This window comes from Exiguobacterium acetylicum, from assembly GCF_019890935.1.
Classification (GTDB): domain Bacteria; phylum Bacillota; class Bacilli; order Exiguobacteriales; family Exiguobacteriaceae; genus Exiguobacterium_A; species Exiguobacterium_A abrahamii.
Genome location: NZ_CP082333.1, coordinates 37,501 through 58,824 on the forward strand (window position 1 = coordinate 37,501; position 21,324 = coordinate 58,824).

At 48.8% G+C, this 21,324-nt stretch carries 22 protein-coding genes and 2 rRNA genes (1 of these 24 only partly in view); 23 read left to right on the forward strand and 1 reads right to left on the reverse strand.

Going from position 1 to position 21,324, the window contains the following annotated elements; all coding sequences use genetic code 11:
* The 11 genes from K7G97_RS00225 to rsmI all read left to right on the forward strand — a co-directional run.
* A 23S ribosomal RNA gene (locus K7G97_RS00225) occupies positions 1-2,519 on the forward strand; it begins 395 nt to the left of the window's first position.
* A 47-nt stretch (positions 2,520-2,566) separates the two neighbouring features.
* Positions 2,567-2,682 (forward strand): 5S ribosomal RNA (gene rrf / locus K7G97_RS00230).
* A 69-nt stretch (positions 2,683-2,751) separates the two neighbouring features.
* Complete coding sequence (locus K7G97_RS00235) at positions 2,752-4,170, forward strand: aminotransferase class I/II-fold pyridoxal phosphate-dependent enzyme (protein ID WP_223041092.1); 1,419 nt, start codon at positions 2,752-2,754, stop codon at positions 4,168-4,170.
* Positions 4,167-4,805 carry a dTMP kinase gene (gene tmk, locus K7G97_RS00240; RefSeq protein WP_149426590.1) on the forward strand — a complete coding sequence of 213 codons (639 nt, stop codon included), beginning with the start codon at positions 4,167-4,169 and terminating at the stop codon, positions 4,803-4,805. Before K7G97_RS00235 ends, tmk begins: the two co-directional genes overlap by 4 nt.
* Positions 4,802-5,131: a cyclic-di-AMP receptor gene (locus tag K7G97_RS00245; protein WP_023466519.1), complete on the forward strand. Its 330-nt coding sequence runs from the start codon at positions 4,802-4,804 to the stop codon at positions 5,129-5,131. The genes tmk and K7G97_RS00245 overlap by 4 nt, the downstream gene beginning before the upstream one ends.
* The gene (locus K7G97_RS00250; RefSeq protein WP_050677360.1) at positions 5,131-6,123 is read left to right on the forward strand and encodes a DNA polymerase; all 993 of its coding nucleotides are present in this window, start codon (positions 5,131-5,133) and stop codon (positions 6,121-6,123) included. Before K7G97_RS00245 ends, K7G97_RS00250 begins: the two co-directional genes overlap by 1 nt.
* 6 nt (positions 6,124-6,129) lie before the next feature.
* A complete protein-coding gene (locus K7G97_RS00255; protein ID WP_029343044.1) occupies positions 6,130-6,960 on the forward strand; it encodes a PSP1 domain-containing protein in 831 nt (276 codons plus the stop codon).
* Positions 6,961-6,968: 8 nt separating this feature from the next.
* A complete protein-coding gene (gene yabA / locus K7G97_RS00260) occupies positions 6,969-7,319 on the forward strand; it encodes a DNA replication initiation control protein YabA (protein ID WP_119182633.1) in 351 nt (116 codons plus the stop codon).
* Between the two features lie 51 nt (positions 7,320-7,370).
* Positions 7,371-8,108 (forward strand): tRNA1(Val) (adenine(37)-N6)-methyltransferase, encoded by a 738-nt coding sequence (locus tag K7G97_RS00265; protein ID WP_223041093.1) that lies wholly within the window; start codon positions 7,371-7,373, stop codon positions 8,106-8,108.
* Complete coding sequence (locus K7G97_RS00270) at positions 8,101-8,355, forward strand: GIY-YIG nuclease family protein (protein WP_023466528.1); 255 nt, start codon at positions 8,101-8,103, stop codon at positions 8,353-8,355. Before K7G97_RS00265 ends, K7G97_RS00270 begins: the two co-directional genes overlap by 8 nt.
* Complete coding sequence (gene rsmI, locus K7G97_RS00275; RefSeq protein WP_195866262.1) at positions 8,352-9,209, forward strand: 16S rRNA (cytidine(1402)-2'-O)-methyltransferase; 858 nt, start codon at positions 8,352-8,354, stop codon at positions 9,207-9,209. Before K7G97_RS00270 ends, rsmI begins: the two co-directional genes overlap by 4 nt.
* 35 nt (positions 9,210-9,244) lie before the next feature.
* Here rsmI and K7G97_RS00280 read toward each other — a convergent pair whose 3' ends face one another.
* Positions 9,245-9,541 carry a transition state genes transcriptional regulator AbrB gene (locus K7G97_RS00280; RefSeq protein ID WP_023466531.1) on the reverse strand — a complete coding sequence of 99 codons (297 nt, stop codon included), beginning with the start codon at positions 9,539-9,541 and terminating at the stop codon, positions 9,245-9,247.
* A gap of 324 nt (positions 9,542-9,865) precedes the next feature.
* Here K7G97_RS00280 and metG point away from each other — a divergent pair, with 324 nt between their 5' ends.
* The 12 genes from metG (at position 9,866) to pth (ending at position 21,272) form a co-directional block, all read left to right on the forward strand.
* Positions 9,866-11,845 (forward strand): methionine--tRNA ligase, encoded by a 1,980-nt coding sequence (gene metG / locus K7G97_RS00285; RefSeq protein ID WP_262415777.1) that lies wholly within the window; start codon positions 9,866-9,868, stop codon positions 11,843-11,845.
* Positions 11,846-11,904: 59 nt separating this feature from the next.
* Positions 11,905-12,672 (forward strand): TatD family hydrolase, encoded by a 768-nt coding sequence (locus K7G97_RS00290; protein WP_023466535.1) that lies wholly within the window; start codon positions 11,905-11,907, stop codon positions 12,670-12,672.
* The gene (locus K7G97_RS17565; protein WP_223041095.1) at positions 12,669-13,940 is read left to right on the forward strand and encodes a 3D domain-containing protein; all 1,272 of its coding nucleotides are present in this window, start codon (positions 12,669-12,671) and stop codon (positions 13,938-13,940) included. Before K7G97_RS00290 ends, K7G97_RS17565 begins: the two co-directional genes overlap by 4 nt.
* A 66-nt stretch (positions 13,941-14,006) precedes the next feature.
* Entirely contained in the window at positions 14,007-14,564 is a 558-nt protein-coding gene (gene rnmV / locus K7G97_RS00300) for a ribonuclease M5 (protein WP_023466539.1), read from the forward strand.
* Positions 14,561-15,439: a 16S rRNA (adenine(1518)-N(6)/adenine(1519)-N(6))-dimethyltransferase RsmA gene (gene rsmA, locus K7G97_RS00305; protein ID WP_223041096.1), complete on the forward strand. Its 879-nt coding sequence runs from the start codon at positions 14,561-14,563 to the stop codon at positions 15,437-15,439. The genes rnmV and rsmA overlap by 4 nt, the downstream gene beginning before the upstream one ends.
* An 84-nt stretch (positions 15,440-15,523) precedes the next feature.
* Complete coding sequence (locus K7G97_RS00310) at positions 15,524-15,763, forward strand: Veg family protein (RefSeq protein ID WP_012368950.1); 240 nt, start codon at positions 15,524-15,526, stop codon at positions 15,761-15,763.
* A 95-nt stretch (positions 15,764-15,858) separates the two neighbouring features.
* Complete coding sequence (ispE, locus tag K7G97_RS00315) at positions 15,859-16,719, forward strand: 4-(cytidine 5'-diphospho)-2-C-methyl-D-erythritol kinase (RefSeq protein WP_023466542.1); 861 nt, start codon at positions 15,859-15,861, stop codon at positions 16,717-16,719.
* A gap of 69 nt (positions 16,720-16,788) precedes the next feature.
* A complete protein-coding gene (purR, locus tag K7G97_RS00320; RefSeq protein WP_223041097.1) occupies positions 16,789-17,628 on the forward strand; it encodes a pur operon repressor in 840 nt (279 codons plus the stop codon).
* A 158-nt stretch (positions 17,629-17,786) separates the two neighbouring features.
* Positions 17,787-18,098 carry a septation regulator SpoVG gene (spoVG, locus tag K7G97_RS00325; RefSeq protein ID WP_064301046.1) on the forward strand — a complete coding sequence of 104 codons (312 nt, stop codon included), beginning with the start codon at positions 17,787-17,789 and terminating at the stop codon, positions 18,096-18,098.
* A gap of 166 nt (positions 18,099-18,264) precedes the next feature.
* On the forward strand, positions 18,265-19,614 hold the full coding sequence (gene glmU / locus K7G97_RS00330) for a bifunctional UDP-N-acetylglucosamine diphosphorylase/glucosamine-1-phosphate N-acetyltransferase GlmU (RefSeq protein ID WP_223041098.1): 1,350 nt from the start codon (positions 18,265-18,267) through the stop codon (positions 19,612-19,614).
* A gap of 55 nt (positions 19,615-19,669) precedes the next feature.
* Positions 19,670-20,626 (forward strand): ribose-phosphate diphosphokinase, encoded by a 957-nt coding sequence (locus tag K7G97_RS00335; RefSeq protein WP_012368955.1) that lies wholly within the window; start codon positions 19,670-19,672, stop codon positions 20,624-20,626.
* Positions 20,627-20,714: 88 nt separating this feature from the next.
* A complete protein-coding gene (pth, locus tag K7G97_RS00340) occupies positions 20,715-21,272 on the forward strand; it encodes an aminoacyl-tRNA hydrolase (protein WP_023466549.1) in 558 nt (185 codons plus the stop codon).
* The last annotated feature ends 52 nt before the right edge of the window (positions 21,273-21,324 follow it).

The window sequence follows — 21,324 nt, forward strand, 5'->3', positions numbered from 1 at the left end:
TTTCCCTCCAGAGTGGATCCTGAGTACGGCGGGACACGTGAAACCCCGTCGGAATCCGGGAGGACCATCTCCCAAGGCTAAATACTCCCTAGTGACCGATAGTGAACCAGTACCGTGAGGGAAAGGTGAAAAGCACCCCGGAAGGGGAGTGAAATAGATCCTGAAACCGTATGCCTACAAGTAGTCAGAGCCCGTTAACGGGTGATGGCGTGCCTTTTGTAGAATGAACCGGCGAGTTACGATAACGCGCGAGGTTAAGCCGATGAGGCGGAGCCGTAGCGAAAGCGAGTCTGAACAGGGCGTTCAGTGCGTTGTCGTAGACCCGAAACCAGGTGATCTACCCATGTCCAGGATGAAGGTCAGGTAACACTGACTGGAGGTCCGAACCCACGCACGTTGAAAAGTGCGGGGATGAGGTGTGGGTAGCGGTGAAATGCCAATCGAACCTGGAGATAGCTGGTTCTCCCCGAAATAGCTTTAGGGCTAGCCTCGAGGTTGAGAGTTCTGGAGGTAGAGCACTGATTGGACTAGGGGCCCCCACAGGGTTACCGAATTCAGTTAAACTCCGAATGCCAGCAACTTATACTCGGGAGTCAGACTGCGAGTGATAAGATCCGTAGTCAAGAGGGAAACAGCCCAGACCGCCAGCTAAGGTCCCAAAGTGTATGTTAAGTGGAAAAGGATGTGGCGCTGCCTAGACAGCTAGGATGTTGGCTTAGAAGCAGCCACCATTCAAAGAGTGCGTAATAGCTCACTAGTCGAGTGGCGCCGCGCCGAAAATGTAACGGGGCTAAACATACCACCGAAGCTGCGGATTCCGTAAGGAATGGTAGGGGAGCGTTCCAAACCGCTGTGAAGCTGTACCGGAAGGAGCAGTGGAGCGTTTGGAAGTGAGAATGCCGGTGTGAGTAGCGAAAAGAGGGGTGAGAATCCCCTCCGTCGAAAGCCCAAGGTTTCCTGAGGAAGGCTCGTCCGCTCAGGGTTAGTCTGGACCTAAGCCGAGGCCGAAAGGCGTAGGCGATGGATAACAGGTTGATATTCCTGTACCGCCGATCCACCGTTTGAACAATGGGGGGACGCAGGAGGATAGTGACGCATGCGGATGGAAGTGCATGTGCAAGTTTCAAGACCGTCTGATTGGCAAATCCGTCAGGCATCAAAGTCAAGGAACGATGCGGAGTCCCGTAGGGACGTAGGTCACGATTTCACACTGCCAAGAAAAGCCTCTAGTGAGGGGGAAGGCGCCAGTACCGTAAACCGACACAGGTAGGCGAGATGAGAATTCTAAGACGCGCGGGATAACTCTCGTTAAGGAACTCGGCAAAATGGTCCCGTAACTTCGGGAGAAGGGACGCTCTACATGAGTAGAGCCGCAGTGAATAGGCCCAAACGACTGTTTAGCAAAAACACAGGTCTCTGCTAAATCGCAAGATGACGTATAGGGGCTGACGCCTGCCCGGTGCTGGAAGGTTAAGGGGATGGGTTAGCGCAAGCGAAGCTTTGAACCGAAGCCCCAGTAAACGGCGGCCGTAACTATAACGGTCCTAAGGTAGCGAAATTCCTTGTCGGGTAAGTTCCGACCCGCACGAAAGGCGTAACGATTTGGGCACTGTCTCAACGAGAGACCCGGTGAAATCATAGTACCTGTGAAGATGCAGGTTACCCGCGACAGGACGGAAAGACCCCATGGAGCTTTACTACAGCCTGATATTGAGGCTTTGTGCATGATGTACAGGATAGGCGGGAGACGTCGAGCCCGGAGCGCCAGCTTCGGAGGAGTCACCCTTGGGATACCGCCCTTCATGCATAGAGTCTCTAACTCGCAGCCGTGATCCGGCTGGAGGACCGTGTCAGGCGGGTAGTTTGACTGGGGCGGTCGCCTCCTAAACAGTAACGGAGGCGCCCAAAGGTTCCCTCAGAATGGTTGGAAATCATTCGTAGAGCGCAAAGGCAGAAGGGAGCTTGACTGCGAGACCTACAAGTCGAGCAGGGACGAAAGTCGGGCTTAGTGATCCGGTGGTTCCGCATGGAAGGGCCATCGCTCAACGGATAAAAGCTACCCTGGGGATAACAGGCTGATCTCCCCCAAGAGTCCACATCGACGGGGAGGTTTGGCACCTCGATGTCGGCTCATCGCATCCTGGGGCTGGAGTAGGTCCCAAGGGTTGGGCTGTTCGCCCATTAAAGCGGTACGCGAGCTGGGTTCAGAACGTCGTGAGACAGTTCGGTCCCTATCCGTCGTGGGCGCAGGAAATTTGAGGAGAGCTGTCCTTAGTACGAGAGGACCGGGATGGACGCACCGCTGGTGTACCAGTTGTTCCGCCAGGAGCATCGCTGGGTAGCTACGTGCGGACGGGATAAATGCTGAAAGCATCTAAGCATGAAGCCCCCTCCAAGATGAGATTTCCCTTTGAGTAATCAAGAAAGACCCCTCAGAGACGATGAGGTAGATAGGTCACGGGTGGAAGCATGGTGACATGTGGAGCTGAGTGATACTAATCGGTCGAGGCCTTGTTCTAGCAGATGCTTGTTGATGACTTCAGTTTTGAGGGCGCGAGCCCGATCGTCTGGTGACGATAGCCAAGTGGTCACACCCGTTCCCATGCCGAACACGGAAGTTAAGCACTTGAACGCCGAAAGTAGTTGGGGGCTTCCCCCTGTGAGGATAGGACGTTGCCAGGCACTTGACCGATCTGCAGATTGCAGGTCGGTCTTTTTGTGTAATCATTTTAGAGGAAAAGGAGTTTTTTCATGAAACACGAACTTCCTATTGTACATGCACTTCAACGTCACTTAGATCGAACGCCCATCTCATGGCATGTTCCTGGTCATAAGAATGGAACATTGACAGCTCTTCCTGACTTCTTTAAATGGGACGTCACAGAATTACCTGGTCTAGATGATTTTCATCATCCGGAAGAGGCCATTGCAGACGCGATAGCTTTGCTGCAAAAAGTCTATGGTGCAAATGCGAGTCATTTCCTTGTGAATGGTTCGACCGTTGGGAACTGGGCGATGCTTGCCGCTACAGCAACAAGAGGAGAGCGTGTTTATGTACAGCGTAATTCCCATAAATCGGTGTTCAATGCGTTAGAATGGCTGGGAATCGAACCGATCTTTCTTGAACCAGACCTCCATGAGGAAACGGGAATCAGTGGACATGTTTCACGTGAAACATTAAAGGAAGCGTTTACGAAATACCCAGGAGGAGTCGGCGTGTTTATCACTTCACCGACCTATTACGGGGAAGCAGCTGATATCACGTCACTCGTTCAGCTCACAGCGTCGCACGGGCTCCCTTTATTAGTGGATGAAGCACATGGTGCACACTTCGGTGAAGCATTTGGTGTACGCTCTGCATTTGAATTAGGAGCAACTGCTGTTGTCCAGTCTGCCCATAAAACACTTCCAGCACTGACAATGGGAGCATGGATGCATGAACGATTTTCGGAAAAGATGAGAAGGAAATTACAGCGAGCACTTCAAGCGTTTCAGACCTCGAGTCCTTCATATTTACTGCTGGCTTCATTAGACTACGCCCGTTCCTATCGTGAACAATGGACAGTTAAGGGTATGTCAGAGGTTCAAGCTAGTCATGATGCATTCATCGAAGCACTTCAACGGTTTGATCATATGACGGTTCTTCGCTTCGATGATTGGTCACGGATGACATTAACGTATGAGGGATATTCAGGAGATGCGTTGCTGCACGCGTTACGAGCTGTTCAACTCGATGCGGAATTTGCTCTAGGGAATCACGCCGTCTGTATTTTGCCACTTCGTCCGCTCACAAAGTCTGAGCAGAATGACTGGGTCCACCGTGTCGAACGAGCCATTCAAATGATGAAATCAGAAGGAATTCCTTTGAAAAGGTATATCGAGCAACCAATTATGGGTAAAATACAGGTATCTGCTTTAGCTTGTTCTTATGAACAGTTAGAACAAGCAACAGGTACGTTCCGTCAGCTGGATGAGTGTATCGGTCATGTTTCACTCGAAACGATTATTCCGTACCCGCCAGGCATTCCGTTGATTGTCAGAGGCGAACTCATTACGGCGGAACAGGTACTACGTTTACGACATTATCAAACCGTAGCCGTTCATTTGCAAGGGGGCGAACAATTGCAACGAGGAGCGTTACGCGTCATAGAGGAAGGGTTTGAAGGATGAAAGGTACGTTCATTACTGTCGAAGGACCAGATGGTGCCGGTAAAACGACACAACTACAATTGCTTAGTGATGTGTTAAAAGAAAAAGGCTATAACGTCATGACAACCCGTGAGCCAGGTGGCACACGCGTTGGGAACGAAATTCGTTCGTTGATTTTGAATCCTGATTTTGAAGAGATGAAAGAGATGACAGAAATTCTGTTGTATGCAGCGTCTCGTGCCCAGCATGTCGAGGAATTGATTCGACCGGCGTTAGAGGCAGGCACAATCGTCTTATGTGACCGATTCGTTGATGCGTCACTTGCGTATCAAGGGTATGGTCTTGGACATCCGATTGATCTCGTGCGTCAAATCAATGATTCTGCAACAGGTGGGTTAGCGCCAGACCGAACGTATTTATTTGATTTAACGGTAACGGATTCTAAAAAACGAATGATGGACCGGGGAGCACTTGATCGAATCGAGCAGCGAGATGATGCGTTTCGTGCCCGCGTTTATGAAGGTTTCCAACAGATTGCAGTATCGGATCCAGAACGGGTGCAGATCGTACAAGCCAATCGATCGATTGAAGCGATTCATCAGGACTTAGTGGAAGATGTCATTACGTATTTAGAAGAAAAGGAGAGATTCTCATGAAAATGGTCATTACGATCGTTCAAGATAAAGATAGCTTACGTTTGGCGGAAGCACTTGTCGAGCATGATTTCCGAGCAACGAAACTGGCAACGACAGGTGGTTTTCTTAAAGAAGGGAACACGACGTTCATGATTGGTGTACAGAGTGAGCGTCTCGATGATTTGTTGCGATTGATCAAAAAGAACTGTTCAAGCCGCGAACAGATGGTTTCTCCAATCTCACCAATGGGTGGTCATGCCGATTCGTATATCCCGTACCCTGTTGAAGTCCAGGTAGGCGGGGCAACGGTCTTCGTCTTACCAATCGAAGGGTTTCATCAATTCTGATGCAGACGTTTCATGAATTGGAACAGACACAATCGGTCATTTCGACGATTCTTCAAAATTCGTTACGAAACGATCGAATCAATCACGCTTATATCTTCACCGGAGACTATGAGCCGCTTCTACTTGAAGCGGCTCACTTGTTCGCGAAAAGCCTTTTTTGTGAGGCCCCGGTTGATGTAGAGCCATGTGGTGTCTGTCGTAGCTGTCGGCGGATGGAAAGTGGCAACTTGGTCGATTATTATGAAATCGAACCAGATGGCGCGACCATCAAAAAAGAACAGATTCAACAATTGATGCATGATCTCTCACTCCGAGGACTTGAAGGTGATCGTCAGATTTATGTCATTACCCAGTCCCATAAGATGACTCCCCAAGCAGCAAACAGTTTGCTGAAGTTCTTTGAGGAACCAGGAGAAGGAAAAGTGGCCTTATTGTTGACGAATCAACCCCAGCTCCTTTTACCGACGATTCGATCGCGGGGACAGTTATTAAGTTTTCGTCCGGCGGATCGTCAAATGATTGGCGAGGTTTTATCTGAAAAAACGGGACGGGACCACGAGTTGACGCAATTGGCAGCGCGTGTCTATCCAAAAGTCGAGGATGCAGAAGAAGCATTACTCGAAGACTGGTTTGTAAATGCGCGAGCGTCAGTGTTACAATTGATGGAGGAATTAGCGAATCGTCCGGCTGATTTACCACTGTTCGTACAAGAGAAATGGATGGGACAATTCAAGAACCGTCAGGATGTCCGAATCGGTCTTGAACTCGTCACCTGTTTCTTCGAGGATGTCTTACGTCTGAAACTGAATCCGGCGTGGGAAGGTATGACCTATACGAATAGTAAACCCCAACTTGAACAGATGGGGTCCAAGAGCCAGACGACGATCACCCGCTGGTTGCAAGCTGTGCTTGCCGCAGTAAGACGGGTCGAAGCGAATGTTAATCCCCAATTAACAGTTGAGCGTCTCATGTTTGACTTACAGAAAGGGTAGAGCGACATGCTAGAAGTAGTAGGCGTTCGCTTTAAAGAAGCGGGCAAAATTTATTATTTTGCACCTGGACAAGAGTCATTATCACGAGGACAAGCAGTCATCGTTGAGACGGTACGGGGCATTGAATATGGCGAAGTGGTCATCGCCGATAAACAAATGGACGAAGAAGATGTGGTGTTGCCACTGAAATCCATTCTTCGGATTGCTGACGATAAGGATGCAATGATCGTCCGCGAAAATAAAGTCGCAGCGCTTGATGCGCATGCGGTATGTGTCGAAAAAATCCGTGAGCATAAACTCGATATGAAATTGGTCGATGTCGAGTACACGTTTGACCGTAATAAGGTCATCTTCTACTTCACGGCAGAAGGACGTGTTGACTTCCGTGAGCTCGTCAAAGATTTAGCGGCGGTCTTCCGGACGCGTATCGAACTTCGTCAAATCGGTGTTCGGGATGAAGCGAAGTTACTGGGAGGCATCGGTCCGTGTGGTCGTGTCTTATGTTGTTCATCTTTCCTCGGTGAGTTCGAACCGGTTTCGATCAAGATGGCAAAAGATCAAAACCTGTCGTTGAATCCGACGAAGATTTCAGGAGTATGTGGTCGTTTGATGTGCTGTCTGAAATATGAGAACGATACGTATGAAGAAATGCGCCGTGATTTGCCGGACTACGGAAAACGTTTGACAGTACCTGAAGGCGAAGGACGCGTCGTTGGTTTGAACATCCTCGATCAAGTCGTTCAAATCGAACTGAAGGATCGTTCCCGCGTCTTGACGTATTCAATGGAAGAACTATTATCCGTTGGTGCCGTAAAACCAAAACGACCAAAAGAATAACGGGGTGCATACGCGTGGAGAGAGTCGATAAAAAAGAAATCATTACGCGTGTCGATGCGATTGAGCAACAGATTCATTTGCTGACTGAGCATCTGAGCGTGTTAAAGGATCAGCTGGCTTACATGATGGAAGAGAACCAACATCTGTATCTGGAGAATCATCATCTTCGGGAAAAAGTCGAACGTGATGAACAACAGCCGGTCACGGAAGCGGAAGAAGCGGAAGCGGGCGTCGGTGCAGGCTACGATAATCTCGGACGATTGTACCAGGAAGGGTTCCACATCTGTAACTTGCATTATGGACAAGTACGAAAAGACGGCGATTGTCTCTTCTGCTTATCCATGTTAACGAAACATTGAGAGGCTGACTTCTACATGAGTCAGTCTTTTTTTCGGAAAGGAAGGCACGACATGTTTGAACTATTACCAGACGAACGACTTGATTATCTCTTAGGACAGGAAGGGAAGATCATTCAAAGTCCATCCGTCTTCTCGTATTCACTCGACGCGGCACTGCTCGCACGATTTGCGTGGGTCCCGATTCAACAGGGACGGATTGCCGATCTCTGTTCAGGAAACGGTGCAATTCCACTCTTTTTATCCTACCGGACGAAAGGGCAGATCACGGGTCTTGAAATCCAGCCGCGACTAGCGGAGATGGCACGACGGAGCGTCACCTTGAATGAACTGAACGACCGGATCGAGATGATTGAAGGGGACGTCAAAGAGGCGGGTACGCGTCTTGGATACGGCATCTATGATGCTGTCACCTGTAATCCGCCTTATTTTTTAGCAAACGAGACATCGAACCAAAACCAAAGTGAACATTATACGATTGCAAGGCACGAAGTCCTCTGTACCCTTGAAGACTGCATTCGAGGTGCATCTGATTTGTTGAAACAAGGCGGGAAAGCAGCGTTCGTTCATCGACCGGAACGACTGCTCGATATCGTCACCTTGATGCGAACGTATCGCTTGGAACCGAAACGGATGCAGCTGATTTATCCGAAAGCAGGGAAGGAAGCAAACATGCTGTTGATCGAGGGGATCAAGGATGCAAAACCTGGACTGAAGGTGCTCCCCCCATTCATCGTCTATGAAGCGGACAACTCCTATGCGGCTCAGATGAAGGAACTGTTCAATGTCTGAGCATGCAGTCTATATCGTTCGTTGCCAAGATGACACGTATTATACGGGTTATGCGGTAGACGTCACGCAACGCATCGCGACACATAACGCAGGTAAGGGTGCGAAGTATACACGTGCCCGTCTACCGGTCGTCCTCGTTCATCAGGAAGTTTTTGCGACGAAGTCAGAGGCAATGAAGCGGGAATATGCGATTAAACAATTAACCCGTTCACAAAAAGAACGTTTGATTCAAGGAGGAACCTCATGAAAGCGACGAGTAGCTATCAACAGCAAGGAGCCGGTCTCTATATCGTTCCGACACCCATCGGCAATTTAGAAGACATGACGTATCGAGCCGTCCGGATCTTACAGGAATCCGATATCGTCGCAGCAGAAGATACCCGGCAGACGATGAAACTGTTTCGACATTTTTCGATTGAGACGAAGCTTGTCAGTTATCATGAACACAATAAACAAACAAGCGGCGAACGACTCCTCGCTGACTTAGAAGCAGGAAAGCAAATCGCCCTCGTCTCCGACGCCGGTATGCCCGGTATCTCGGACCCGGGAAGCGACTTGATCCGCCAAGCGATTGCAGCAGATATCCCTGTCATCGTTCTTCCGGGTGCGAACGCTGCCTTGACCGCTCTTGTCGCGTCCGGATTATCGACGGAACGCTTTTTATATTACGGCTTTTTGCCACGGAAGAAAAAAGAACGCCGTGAAGCGTTGGAGCAGTTGAAATACGAAACCGGAACACTCGTCTTTTATGAAGCACCGCATCGATTGAAAGAGATGTTACAAGGGATCGAGGAAGTGCTTGGTGATCGCCAGGTGACGTTAGCCCGGGAATTAACAAAACGGTACGAGGAGTACATTCGGGGAAGCGTGAGTGAATTACGTGCTTGGGCAGCAGAAGACGTTCGAGGTGAGTTCGTCGTTCTTGTCGAAGGGTCAAATGAAGAACGACCGGATGCGGTCATCCAAGACAGTGATCCACTCGAGCAAATCCGTCGGTATATCGAAGAAGGCGAAAAGCCGAACGCGGCGTTGAAGCGTGTCGCAAAGGAACGGGGACTGGATCGTCAGGAACTATACCTTGCGTTTCACGAAGCAGATTAAAAAAAGGAAGCCCCGTCAGGAGCTTCCTTTTTTGCTTATTCGTTGCTTGCGTAATGACGATCGAGGAAATCTTTTAATTCAACGAGAACGCGTTGTGCGCCATCTGGTGAAAGAATCAATTTACCATCAGCCAATTTGAAGTTATCTTCTGATACTTCTCCTGTTACTTGGCAAGTCATGTTTGGTTTATATTTTTTAAGGATGATCTGTTCGTTGTCGACATAAATCTCGAGGGCATCCTTTTCTGCAATTTGAAGTGTACGGCGTAATTCGATTGGAATTACGACACGACCGAGCTCGTCTACTTTACGTACAATACCTGTTGATTTCATTTTGTTGTTCCTCCTTTGATGTCATGGATCTCTTTTTCTTTTGAAAAATCGTCAAAATTCGACATCGTTTCTATAGAATGTAGAATACTAGACTTTCCAAAAGTAGTCAACCAATCTGAATAGCTTGAAATCAAAATGTCATTTATTTCTCAAAAACACCATATTTGAAACGATTTATTAATACATTTTCCCTTTTTAAAGGAAATGAAACTATAGAGTGTGTTTTTTTGTAATTTGATGTCTGATGTCAAAAAATGTTTCGATTCGACAAAAAGTGAGTTTCGACATCAGTCCCGTAACAGCGTATAATAGCCTATAATGAAGATGGAAATCAGAGAACGGAGGAATAACATGGCAAAGACATTTTATATCACGACCCCGATTTATTATCCAAGTGCAAAACTACATATCGGTCACGCGTACACGACGGTGGCTGGAGATGCGATGGCACGGTACAAACGACTTCAAGGATTCGACGTCCGGTATTTGACAGGTAGCGATGAGCACGGTCAAAAGATCCAGGAAAAAGCAGCAGAAGCAGGGATCTCGGAACAGGCATTCGTCGACGGTGTCGTCGAACAGATTAAAGTCTTATGGGATCGTCTCGACATCTCGTACGATGATTATATCCGGACGACAGAACCACGTCACAAGAAAGTCGTTGAAAAAGTGTTCGAAACACTTCTTGAATCGGGCGATATCTATTTAGGTGAATACGAAGGTTGGTATTCGATTCCGGATGAGACGTACTATACGGAATCACAACTCGTCGACGGGAAGAGCCCTGACAGTGGACACCCGGTCGAACTCGTTCGCGAAGAATGTTACTTCTTCCGGATCAGCAAGTACGCGGACCGTCTGCTTGAGTACTTTGAAGCGAATCCGTCATTCATCTTGCCAGAATCACGTAAACACGAAATGATCAATAACTTCATTAAACCAGGTCTTCAAGACTTAGCGGTCTCACGGACGACATTCAACTGGGGTGTACAAGTCCCGTCGAATCCAAAACACGTCGTCTATGTCTGGATCGATGCGTTGACGAACTACATCTCGTCACTCGGTTATGGTACGGACGATCACGGTAACTTCGATAAGTACTGGCCAGCAGATGTCCATCTCGTCGGAAAAGAAATCGTTCGTTTCCACACGATCATCTGGCCGGCACTCTTGATGGCGCTTGACCTCCCATTACCGAAGAAAGTCTTCGCACATGGTTGGTTGTTGATGAAAGACGGAAAAATGTCGAAATCAAAAGGGAACGTCGTCGATCCGATTCCATTGACGGATCGCTACGGTCTCGACGCTCTTCGTTACTACCTCTTACGGGAAGTGCCATTCGGTTCGGACGGTATGTTCACACCTGAAGCATTCGTTGAGCGGATGAACTATGATTTAGCGAACGATCTCGGGAACTTACTCAACCGGACGATCGCGATGGTCACGAAATACTTTGATGGTGAGATCCCAGCCTATACAGGTAACGTGACACCGTTTGATGTGACACTGTCGGATCTTGCAAAAGAAACGGTCACGAAAGTCGAAGCATCGATGGAACACATGGAATTCTCTGTCGTACTGTCGAATATTTGGCAATTGATCAGCCGTGCCAATAAATATATTGATGAGACACAACCGTGGGTGCTTGCAAAAGACGAATCCAAAACGGCGGAACTCGGTTCTGTCATGGTGCATCTCGTCGGCGTCTTGCGTCACGTGGCGATCATGTTGCAACCGTTCATGACGCGTTCACCAAAAGAGATCTTCGCGCAACTGGGTCTCTCTGGACAAGCGATGGACTGGGCAGCGCTCGAGAAATTTGCAGACATCACACCAGGAACAAAAGTCGGTACAGCGACACCGATTTTCCCACGTCTCGACGTCAAAGAAGAAGTCGAAGCAATCGTCGACATGATGCGTCAAGCTTCTGCAGCACGTGTTGAGGAAGAAGAAGTTGAAGAAGAAGACGAAGATATTCGTCCAGAAACGACAATCGATGTCTTTGACCAGATCGAATTACGTGTCGGTGAAGTCGTGACGGCTGAAAAGATCAAAAAGGCGAAAAAACTATTGAAGCTACAAGTCGATATGGGCAAGGAAACACGCCAAATCGTCTCTGGTATCGCTCAGTGGTATGAGCCGGAAGATTTAGTCGGACGAAAAGTCATCGTCGTAGCGAACTTAAAACCGGTCACGTTACGTGGCGAACTCTCACAAGGAATGGTCCTTGCTGCTGAAAAAGCAGGAAAACTTGAACTAGCGACGGTCCCGTCAACGATGGCGAACGGCGCAAGCGTAAAATAAAACCGATGCCTGTGGACTTCATGTCACAGGCATTTTTTTAAAGAAGGAGTCGAACAGCTATGTTAATCGATACACACACTCACTTGAATGCAGACCAATTTGCGGACGACGTCCACGAGACGATCGAGCGGGCACGCGCGAACGGTGTCTCACCGATGATCGTCGTCGGATTTGATCATAAGACGATCGATCGTGCGATGGAACTCGTTGAAGCGTACGATGATCTTTATGCGGTCATCGGCTGGCATCCCGTCGACTCGATTGATTTTGATGAGGAAGCTTATCAAAAGGTCGAACGGTTGATGGATCACGAAAAAGTCGTTGCGCTTGGAGAAATCGGACTCGACTATCACTGGGACACGTCACCGAAAGATGTGCAGCAGGAAGCTTTCCGCAAACAGATCCGGCTCGCGAAGCAGAAAAAGAAACCAATCGTCATCCATAACCGGGAAGCGACAGAAGATACGTTACGGATCCTTGAAGAAGAGGATGCAAAAGAAGTCGGCGGGATTCTGCATAGCTACAGCATGAGTGCTGAATTATTACCACGATGCCTGGCAATGAACTTCTACATTTCACTCGGAGGTCCCGTTACGTTCAAGAATGCGAAGATGCCGAAACGTGTCGCGCAGGAAGTCCCGCTCGATCGTCTACTCGTTGAGACGGATTGTCCGTACCTGACACCAACACCGCACCGCGGTAAACGCAACGAACCGGCTTACGTCCGATTCGTCGCCGAAGAGATCGCGCAGCTCCGTGGCATGATGTATGCTGACGTCGAAGCAGCGACGACGGAAAATGCAAAACGGGTCTTCCGTTTGCCATGATGCGTTCGTTGACGTTCATTACGATCGGGTGCAGCCTGCTACTTGCGGCTGCGCTCGTCTATGGGATGATGGATCATCCACAAACCGTGACTGTCTTGATTGATGGCCAAGAACAACAAATTGAAACGACAGCTGACTCTGTTTATGGAGCACTTGAAGAAGCCGGTATTACGACGCGTGACAATGATGTGATTGAACCGGCACTCAGTGCCGACCTGCCGGAAAAACGATTAATTGTCATTCAGCGGGCGAAAGAAATCACGCTGATCATGGGCTACGGTGAGTCCCGTCGCGTTCGAACGCAAGCACGCCAAGTGAAGGACTTGCTGGCAGAACGTGGTATCAAAAAAGCGGATACCGATGATATTTATCCGTCGTCTGACGCTGTGTTGACGAACGGAATGACAGTTCGGTACCGGGAAGCTTTTCCCGTTGATCTCGTCGTCGGCGGAAAAGCCCGACAAATCTACACGTATGAGACGTCAGTTCGGGAATTGTTAGCACGGGAAGGAATCCGTCTGCAAAAGGAAGACCGGGTCGCTCCGGATCCCGATACCCGCGTGACGGAAGGGACGTTGATCACGATCAACACGACACGTCGTGCGACGTTGACGCAAGAACAGCTCGTGCCGTTTGAGATTGAAGAAGTCGAGGATCCAACTCTACCGGAAGGTGAACAACTCGTGACGGCATCAGGTCGTCCGGGTGTCCGAACGAAAAAGTATCAATTGACGCTCGCTGACGGTCTCAGTAAAGAGAAAAAACTGATTGGTGATCAAGTGACGCAAAAACCGATCAAACAAGTCGTCAAAGTTGGAACCAAGCCGGTTGAGACACCTGTTGAAGCACCTGTCTTCAACGAAGAACAGGCGACGAATCCGTTAGCTGAAACACCGAAAGCTGATGCAGATCTTGATTTTTCAAGTGCGAAGAGCTTGATGGTCGAAGCGACAGCGTACACGAACGACCCAGCTTCGAACGGCAGTCGTTTGTACAACGGACGTGCCTTGACCGCGACCGGGTATGACGTGACGGATACGATCACCTATCAAGGGATGCCGATCATCGCAGTTGATCCGAAAGTCATTCCGCTCGGAACGAAAGTCTACGTCGAAGGAGTGGGGCTTGCGATCGCTCTCGATACCGGTGGAGCCATCAAAGGCAATAAGATCGATGTCTTGGTAGACGGAGAACAAACTGCGAAGACGTTTGGTCGAAAACAACTGCAAGTCTGGGTCATTCCTAGTGCAACGGAAGCGGACACGTGACGCTTCCTTGTTTTTTTCGTGGAAACAGGTACAATTACGAGAGTGTTTGAAGAAGGTGGAGAGATCATGCGGAAACGCTTAAAAGAAGTCATCGTCGTCGAAGGACGAGATGATACGACACGATTACAAGAAGTCTTTGATGTCGATACAATTGAAACGAACGGCTCAGCCGTTAATGAACAAACGATGCAACGCATCGAGAAGGCACTGGAACGACGCGGTGTCATCATCTTCACGGATCCTGATTTTCCAGGAGATCGTATCCGTGCCAGAATCAATGAGCGCGTACCAGGCTGTAAACATGCCTATCTTCCGCGTGCTCAAGCAAAAGATAAACGAGGGAAAATCGGTGTAGAACATGCCTCACCTGCCGCAATCGAAGAGGCGCTCGCTGCTGTCTATGAGACGGAAGAAGCACCGGTTGCCGAAGTGACACGTGAAATGATTCTAGCAGCCGATTTGATTGGTGGACCAGCAGCCTCGATCCGTCGTCGTCGTCTCGGTCAGATTCTTGCGATTGGTGAACCAAATGCAAAACAACTCGTCAAACGCGTCGCATCGATTCGGATCACGCGGGCAGAATGGGAAGCGGCGTTGAAACAATTAGAGGAGGAAGAAGTTTGAAAGACATTGCTACATTGCACCGGACGAAGGAAATTTTAGCGAAACATGGCTTTTCGTTTAAAAAATCGTTAGGACAAAACTTTTTAATCGATTTAAACGTATTAGGAAACATCGTCGGGGCAGCTGGATTAACACCTGAAAGCGGCGTACTCGAGATCGGACCAGGAATCGGCTCACTGACAGAACAATCAGCGAAACAGGCGAAAAAAGTCGTCGCTCTTGAAATCGATCAACGGTTGCTACCGATTCTTGACGATACACTTTCACCGTATCCTCATACGAAGATCATTCACGGCGATGCCCTTGAACTGGATCTTTCGACGATCGTCGCAGAAGAGTTCACAAAAGAAGGCATCACTGACATTGCCGTCGTCGCGAACCTCCCGTATTACGTCACGACACCGATCATCATGCGGATTCTCGAAGCGAAAGCACCGTTTCGGACGCTTGTCATGATGATTCAAAAGGAAGTCGCTGAACGAATCGGAGCAAAACCGGGCACAAAAGCATACGGTTCTCTATCGATCGCGATTCAGTATTATGCAGAAGCTGAAGTCTGCTTCACGGTTCCAAAACAAGTCTTCATTCCGGCACCAAACGTTGATTCAGCTGTCATCCGTTTGAACATTCGAAAAGAGCCAGCGGTACAGACACAGGATGAGGTCCTCTTCTTCGAAATCGTTCGAGCAAGTTTTGCACAACGTCGGAAAACGATTTTGAACAACTTGACGACACACTTCGGGAAGACGGAAAAGACAGCGGTCGAAGCGGCATTGTTAGAAGCTGGAATCGAACCACGTCGTCGCGGAGAAACGCTCAGCCTGCAGGAATTCGCACAGTTAGCGGATGCACTTTTGCCAATTAAAAAACGTTGACGGATACGATTAGAACAGATATAATATTTCCCCTTTCTAATATTTATTTAATATGCTATAATAAATATTAGTGAGGTGAAGCGTATGCCAAAGACGTTGAACGAAATCAGACATGTTTTCGAAACACATGTTGGTGAAAGACTGACGCTAAAAGCAAGCGGCGGTCGTAAAAAGGTCGTAACCCGAATCGGAACGCTCGTTGAGACGTATCCTTCGGTGTTTGTAGTCAAGCTAGACGCAGAGCGCCACAATGTCGAGCGAGTTTCTTATAGCTACGCCGACGTGCTAACAGACTCCGTACAAATCGAATTTGCGAATTCGTAAACTTACCTTCCGAAGCGGACAAAATGTTCGCTTCTTTTTTTGTGGAAAGGTTGATACAATTCCTACAGGAAACGAACTAGAGGAGGAACGGCACGATGACGATTATTGTAAAGGCTCCGGCCAAGATCAACCTAGTCCTGGATGCGACGGCAAAGCGCCCGGACGGCTATCACGATGTACATATGGTGATGACGACAGTCGATTTGGCAGACCGTCTAGAATTGACGGAGCTGCCGTCAGGAGAAATTCGAATGAATGCCCAGCATGCTTACGTTCCGAATGACGAACGTAATCTTGCGTATAAAGCAGCAGCAATCTTAAAAGAAAAATACGACGTCAAGACAGGGGTCGAAATCTTCTTAGAGAAACACATCCCGGTCGCAGCGGGACTTGCTGGTGGTTCTAGTGACGCGGCAGCGACGTTACGCGGTTTGAACGAGTTATGGCAACTTGGTTTGACGCTTGAAGAGTTGGCGGAAGTCGGCGCAGCGGTTGGCTCTGACGTTCCGTTTTGTGTTATGGGTGGAACAGCGATCGCAACGGGTCGCGGAGAGAAGCTAGAAAAACTTGTCTCACCACCCCCATGTTGGGTCGTTCTTGCTAAACCGACGATCGGTGTCTCAACGGCTGACGTCTATGGTGCTCTCGACTTGAACACGGCAAAACGTCCGAACGTTGAAGCGATGATTGATGCGGTGAAGGCACAAGATTTCCAAGGCATCTGCCAATCACTCGGAAATGTTCTCGAATCGGTCACGTTGCCGATGCACCCGGAAGTCGAGCAGATCAAGGAATTCATGGCGAGCTGTGGCGCGGAAGGTGTCTTAATGAGCGGAAGTGGTCCGACGGTCTTTGCATTGACGGAACACGAGAATCGAGCACAACGTCTCTATAATGGATTACGTGGCTTTTGTAACGAAGTCTACGTCGTTCGTCTTTTAGGCGAAAACCATTGATAATATCCGTATGAAAATGATATATTCACTATTGAATATTCGGAATTACGGAGAGGTGGAACAAAACAAATGAAAATTCGGAGAAGTGGTCGATTGGTCGACATGACGCGATACTTGCTTGACCATCCCCATCATCTCGTCTCATTGACGATTTTTGCAGAACGCTATAAATCGGCGAAATCGTCGATCAGTGAAGACTTAGATATCGTCAGTGAGATGTTAGAACATGAGGGAACAGGTCGTCTCGTCACAGTACCAGGTGCTGCGGGTGGCGTCATGTTCATCCCGACGTGGAGCAGTAAGAAGGCGTTACCGTTCATCGATGATCTATGTGAACGTGTCGCACTTCCAGATCGACTGTTACCAGGGGGATACCTTTATTTGACGGACTTACTCGGGGATCCGAAGATGGTCAAACAAATGGGGCAAGTGTTTGCATCTGTCTTTAGCCAAAAGAAAGTCGATGTCGTCATGACGATCGCGACGAAAGGGATTCCACTTGCTTATGCGGTCGCTGAGCAACTGGGTGTGCCGTTCGTCATCGTGCGTTCGGATAGTCGCGTCACAGAAGGATCAACAGTCAGCATCAACTATGTCTCAGGATCTTCAAAAGCGATCCGGACGATGGCACTCGCGCGCCGGAGTTTACCACGCGGAGCGAACGTCTTATTGATCGATGACTTCATGAAAGCCGGCGGAACGATTCGCGGAATGATGAGTCTCTTGAGCGAGTTCGAAGCAAAGGTCGCAGGTGTGGGTGTCTTGATCGAGGCAGAGGGTGCCGAGAAGAAGATGGTCAACGAATACGTCAGCTTAATGAAATTAGCGGACGTCGACGTCGATCTTGGTCAAATTCAAGTCAAGCGTGGAAACGTCGATCACTATTTCTCGGAAGCAGAGACTACCTGAAATTGACAGCCGCATGGATTGTAACTATACTGTAATTATCAAACTTTTGGAAATTATGCGTAAAAAGATTGGGAAAGACTAAACCTTTGTTTGTTTTAAGCCGTAAGTAGAAGTAGACAACGAAGAGTTGTGACAACGGTTAAAGGGGTGCGGACAAAATGAACGTTACGGACGTTAAAATTCGTCGCGTCGTGGCAGAGGGTCGAATGAAAGCACTTGCCTCTATTACGCTCGACCACGAATTCGTGGTACATGATTTGCGTGTGATCGAAGGGAACAGTGGTCTCTTCGTCGCCATGCCAAGCAAACGAACGCAAGAAGGTATCTTCCGGGATGTCGCTCATCCAATCAATGCATTAATGCGAAAAAAGGTCGAAGATTCAGTACTCGAAGCCTATGCGGCACGTGAGGATCAAGAAGAAGGTCTCGGTTACGAAGTCTCTTCTGCCCAAACGACAGATCAAGCATAAGAAAAGACAGGTTTTCTCTTCTTGGGAAAACCTGTCTTTTTTCTCGCTTTTTCCTCAATTCCGCTTCGTCCCATCATTGAATAACGATGTCATTTTCGTTATAGTTGGAACGAGTGTACTATTTCAGAACGAAATCAACACTAATTTACGTGGAGGAGCGACAAGGATGAATCATTTCGCGGTAATTCTAGCAGCGGGTAAAGGAACTCGGATGAAATCGAAGCTTTACAAAGTACTTCACCCAGTCGCTGGGAAACCTATGGTACAGCACGTCGTCGATCAATTAGCGACGCTCGGCGTCAAGCGACAGGTCGTCATCGTCGGTCACGGTGCGGAATCCGTCAAAGAAGTGCTTGGCACATCGGTGGAATACGCACTTCAAAGTGAGCAGCTTGGCACAGGACATGCTGTTCAAATGGCAGAACCCGTACTCGGGAACGAACAGGGAGCAACACTCGTCGTCTGTGGCGATACACCACTCTTGACGAGCGACACACTAGCTTCATTGTTACAACATCATACGGAGACGAACGCAAAAGTGACCGTCTTGACGGCACTCGCTGACGATCCGACAGGTTACGGACGAATCGTGCGTGGAGAAGACGGAAACGTCTCGAAAATCGTTGAGCATAAGGATGCGAATGCAGAAGAACTCGCGATTCGGGAAATCAATACCGGTACGTATGTATTCGATAATGAGATGTTGTTCGCGACGCTGAAGCAGGTCAAGAACGATAACGCGCAAGGTGAGTATTACTTACCAGACGTGATTGAGATTGCAAAGGCAGCAGGCGAAACGATTGCAGCGTACGCGGCACCTACGTTCGAAGAAACGATTGGTGTCAATGACCGCGTCGCACTTGCACAAGCAGAAACATCGATGCGCAAGCGGACGAATGAGTACTGGATGCGTCAAGGTGTCACATTCGTTGATCCGTCTTCGACGTATATCGGACCGGACGTCACGATTGGTTCAGATACGGTTCTTTATCCAGGAACGCAATTGCTCGGTCAGACGGTCATCGGTTCAGAATGTACGATCGGTCCGAACTCGGACATCCGTAACAGTGAAGTGGCAGATGGCGCCACTGTCCGTCAATCCGTCGTCACGGATAGCAAGATTGGTCCGGCGGCACAAGTCGGTCCATTCGCGCATTTACGTCAGCAAGCGGTTCTCGGTGCGAACACACGCGTCGGAAACTTCGTTGAGATCAAAAAATCAACATTTGGTGAAGGTAGCAAATCAGCCCACCTGAGCTATGTCGGAGATGCGACGATCGGAGAGAACGTCAACCTCGGTTGTGGATCGATCACGGTCAACTACGATGGAAAAAATAAATTCCAGACGATCATTGAAGACGATGCCTTCATCGGCTGTAACGTCAACTTGATCGCACCGGTCACGGTCGGCAAGAACGCCCTTGTTGCTGCCGGATCAACCGTCACGGATGATGTGCCGGAAAACGGTCTCGCGATCGCACGGGAACGTCAAACGACGAAACCCGATTATCGTTAATTCATTACTTGTCGCTCTACTCGTCTAAACCCAAACAAATGGAGGCCACCTACACATGTCTACTGTCTTAGAACATGAAATTCGTATTTTCGCACTCAACTCGAACAAACCACTGGCAGAGGAAATCGCTAAAGTCATCGGAATCCCGGTCAGCGAAAGTTCAGTCAAACACTTCAGTGATGGCGAAATTTCGATGAACATCGAAGAAAGTGTCCGAGGGGATGATATTTACATCATTCAATCGACAAGCCAACCAGTCAACGAAAACCTGATGGAACTTCTCATCATGATCGATGCACTGAAACGGGCGTCTGCACGGACAATCAACGTCGTCATTCCGTATTACGGTTATGCGCGCCAAGACCGCAAAGCACGTTCACGTGAGCCAATCACGGCGAAACTCGTTGCGAACTTGCTTGAAGTAGCAGGGGCGACACGCGTCGTGACGATGGATCTCCATGCAGCACAAATCCAAGGGTTCTTCGATATTCCAGTAGATCAATTGATGGGTGTACCGCTTCTCGCTTCATACTTCGAGAAAAAGAACATCGATCCAAACGAACTCGTCATCGTTTCTCCAGACCATGGCGGTGTCACACGGGCACGTAAATTAGCAGAACAATTAAAAGCACCGATCGCGATCATCGACAAACGCCGTCCGAAACCGAACGTCGCAGAAGTCATGAACATTGTCGGTCAAGTCGATGGCAAGATTGCCATCATCATCGATGACATCATCGATACAGCGGGTACGATCACACTTGCAGCGAACGCTTTGATCGAAAACGGAGCGAAACAAGTCTATGCATGTTGTACACACCCTGTTCTTTCGGGTCCAGCAATGGAACGGATCGAGAACTCAGCGATCGAAGAACTCGTCGTCTTGAACACGATCGACTTGACACAACGCGAATGTGCAAGCAAAATCAAACAAATCTCTGTGGCACGCTTGCTTGCAGAAGCAATCATCCGTGTACACGAACAGAAATCAATCAGCCCGCTCTTCAGCTGATTGCTTGATGCATACGAACGACGTGGTCCGGTTTATTGAAATCGGACCCTTGTTCGTTTACTTTTTTTAATAGAAATGAGGAATCGATATGAAATGTATCGTCGGATTAGGGAATCCTGGTGCGAAGTATGCGAATACGCGCCACAACATCGGTTTTCTTGCGATTGATGCCTTAGCGGAGAAGCACGGGATCAAGCTTTCAGAATCGAAGTTTAAAGCCCTCTTCGGAACGGGAATGATAAACGGAGAACGTGTCGTGCTCGTCAAGCCATTGACGTATATGAACTTATCAGGTGAAGCGGTGCGACCGTTACTTGATTTCTATAAAATCGCGGTCGAAGATGTGCTCGTCATCTATGACGATCTGGACTTGCCGCTTGAGAAATTACGGTTGCGTTCAAAAGGCAGTGCAGGCGGTCATAACGGCGTCAAGTCGTTGATCCAGCACCTCGGTACGCAGGAGATCAAGCGCCTTAAGCTCGGCGTCGGTCGACCACCGGCACCCATCCAAGTCATTGACTGGGTGTTAATGAATTTTTCGAAGGCGGAGCAAGGAAGTTTGCAACACGTACTCAATGCGTCTGTCGATGTAGCGACGGACTTCATAGACACACCGTTTCTCGCTTTGATGAATCGGTATAACTGAACGCAACGCTTTGGGGTTCCAAAGCGTTTTTGCTGTCGTGTTTTAGGAGGAA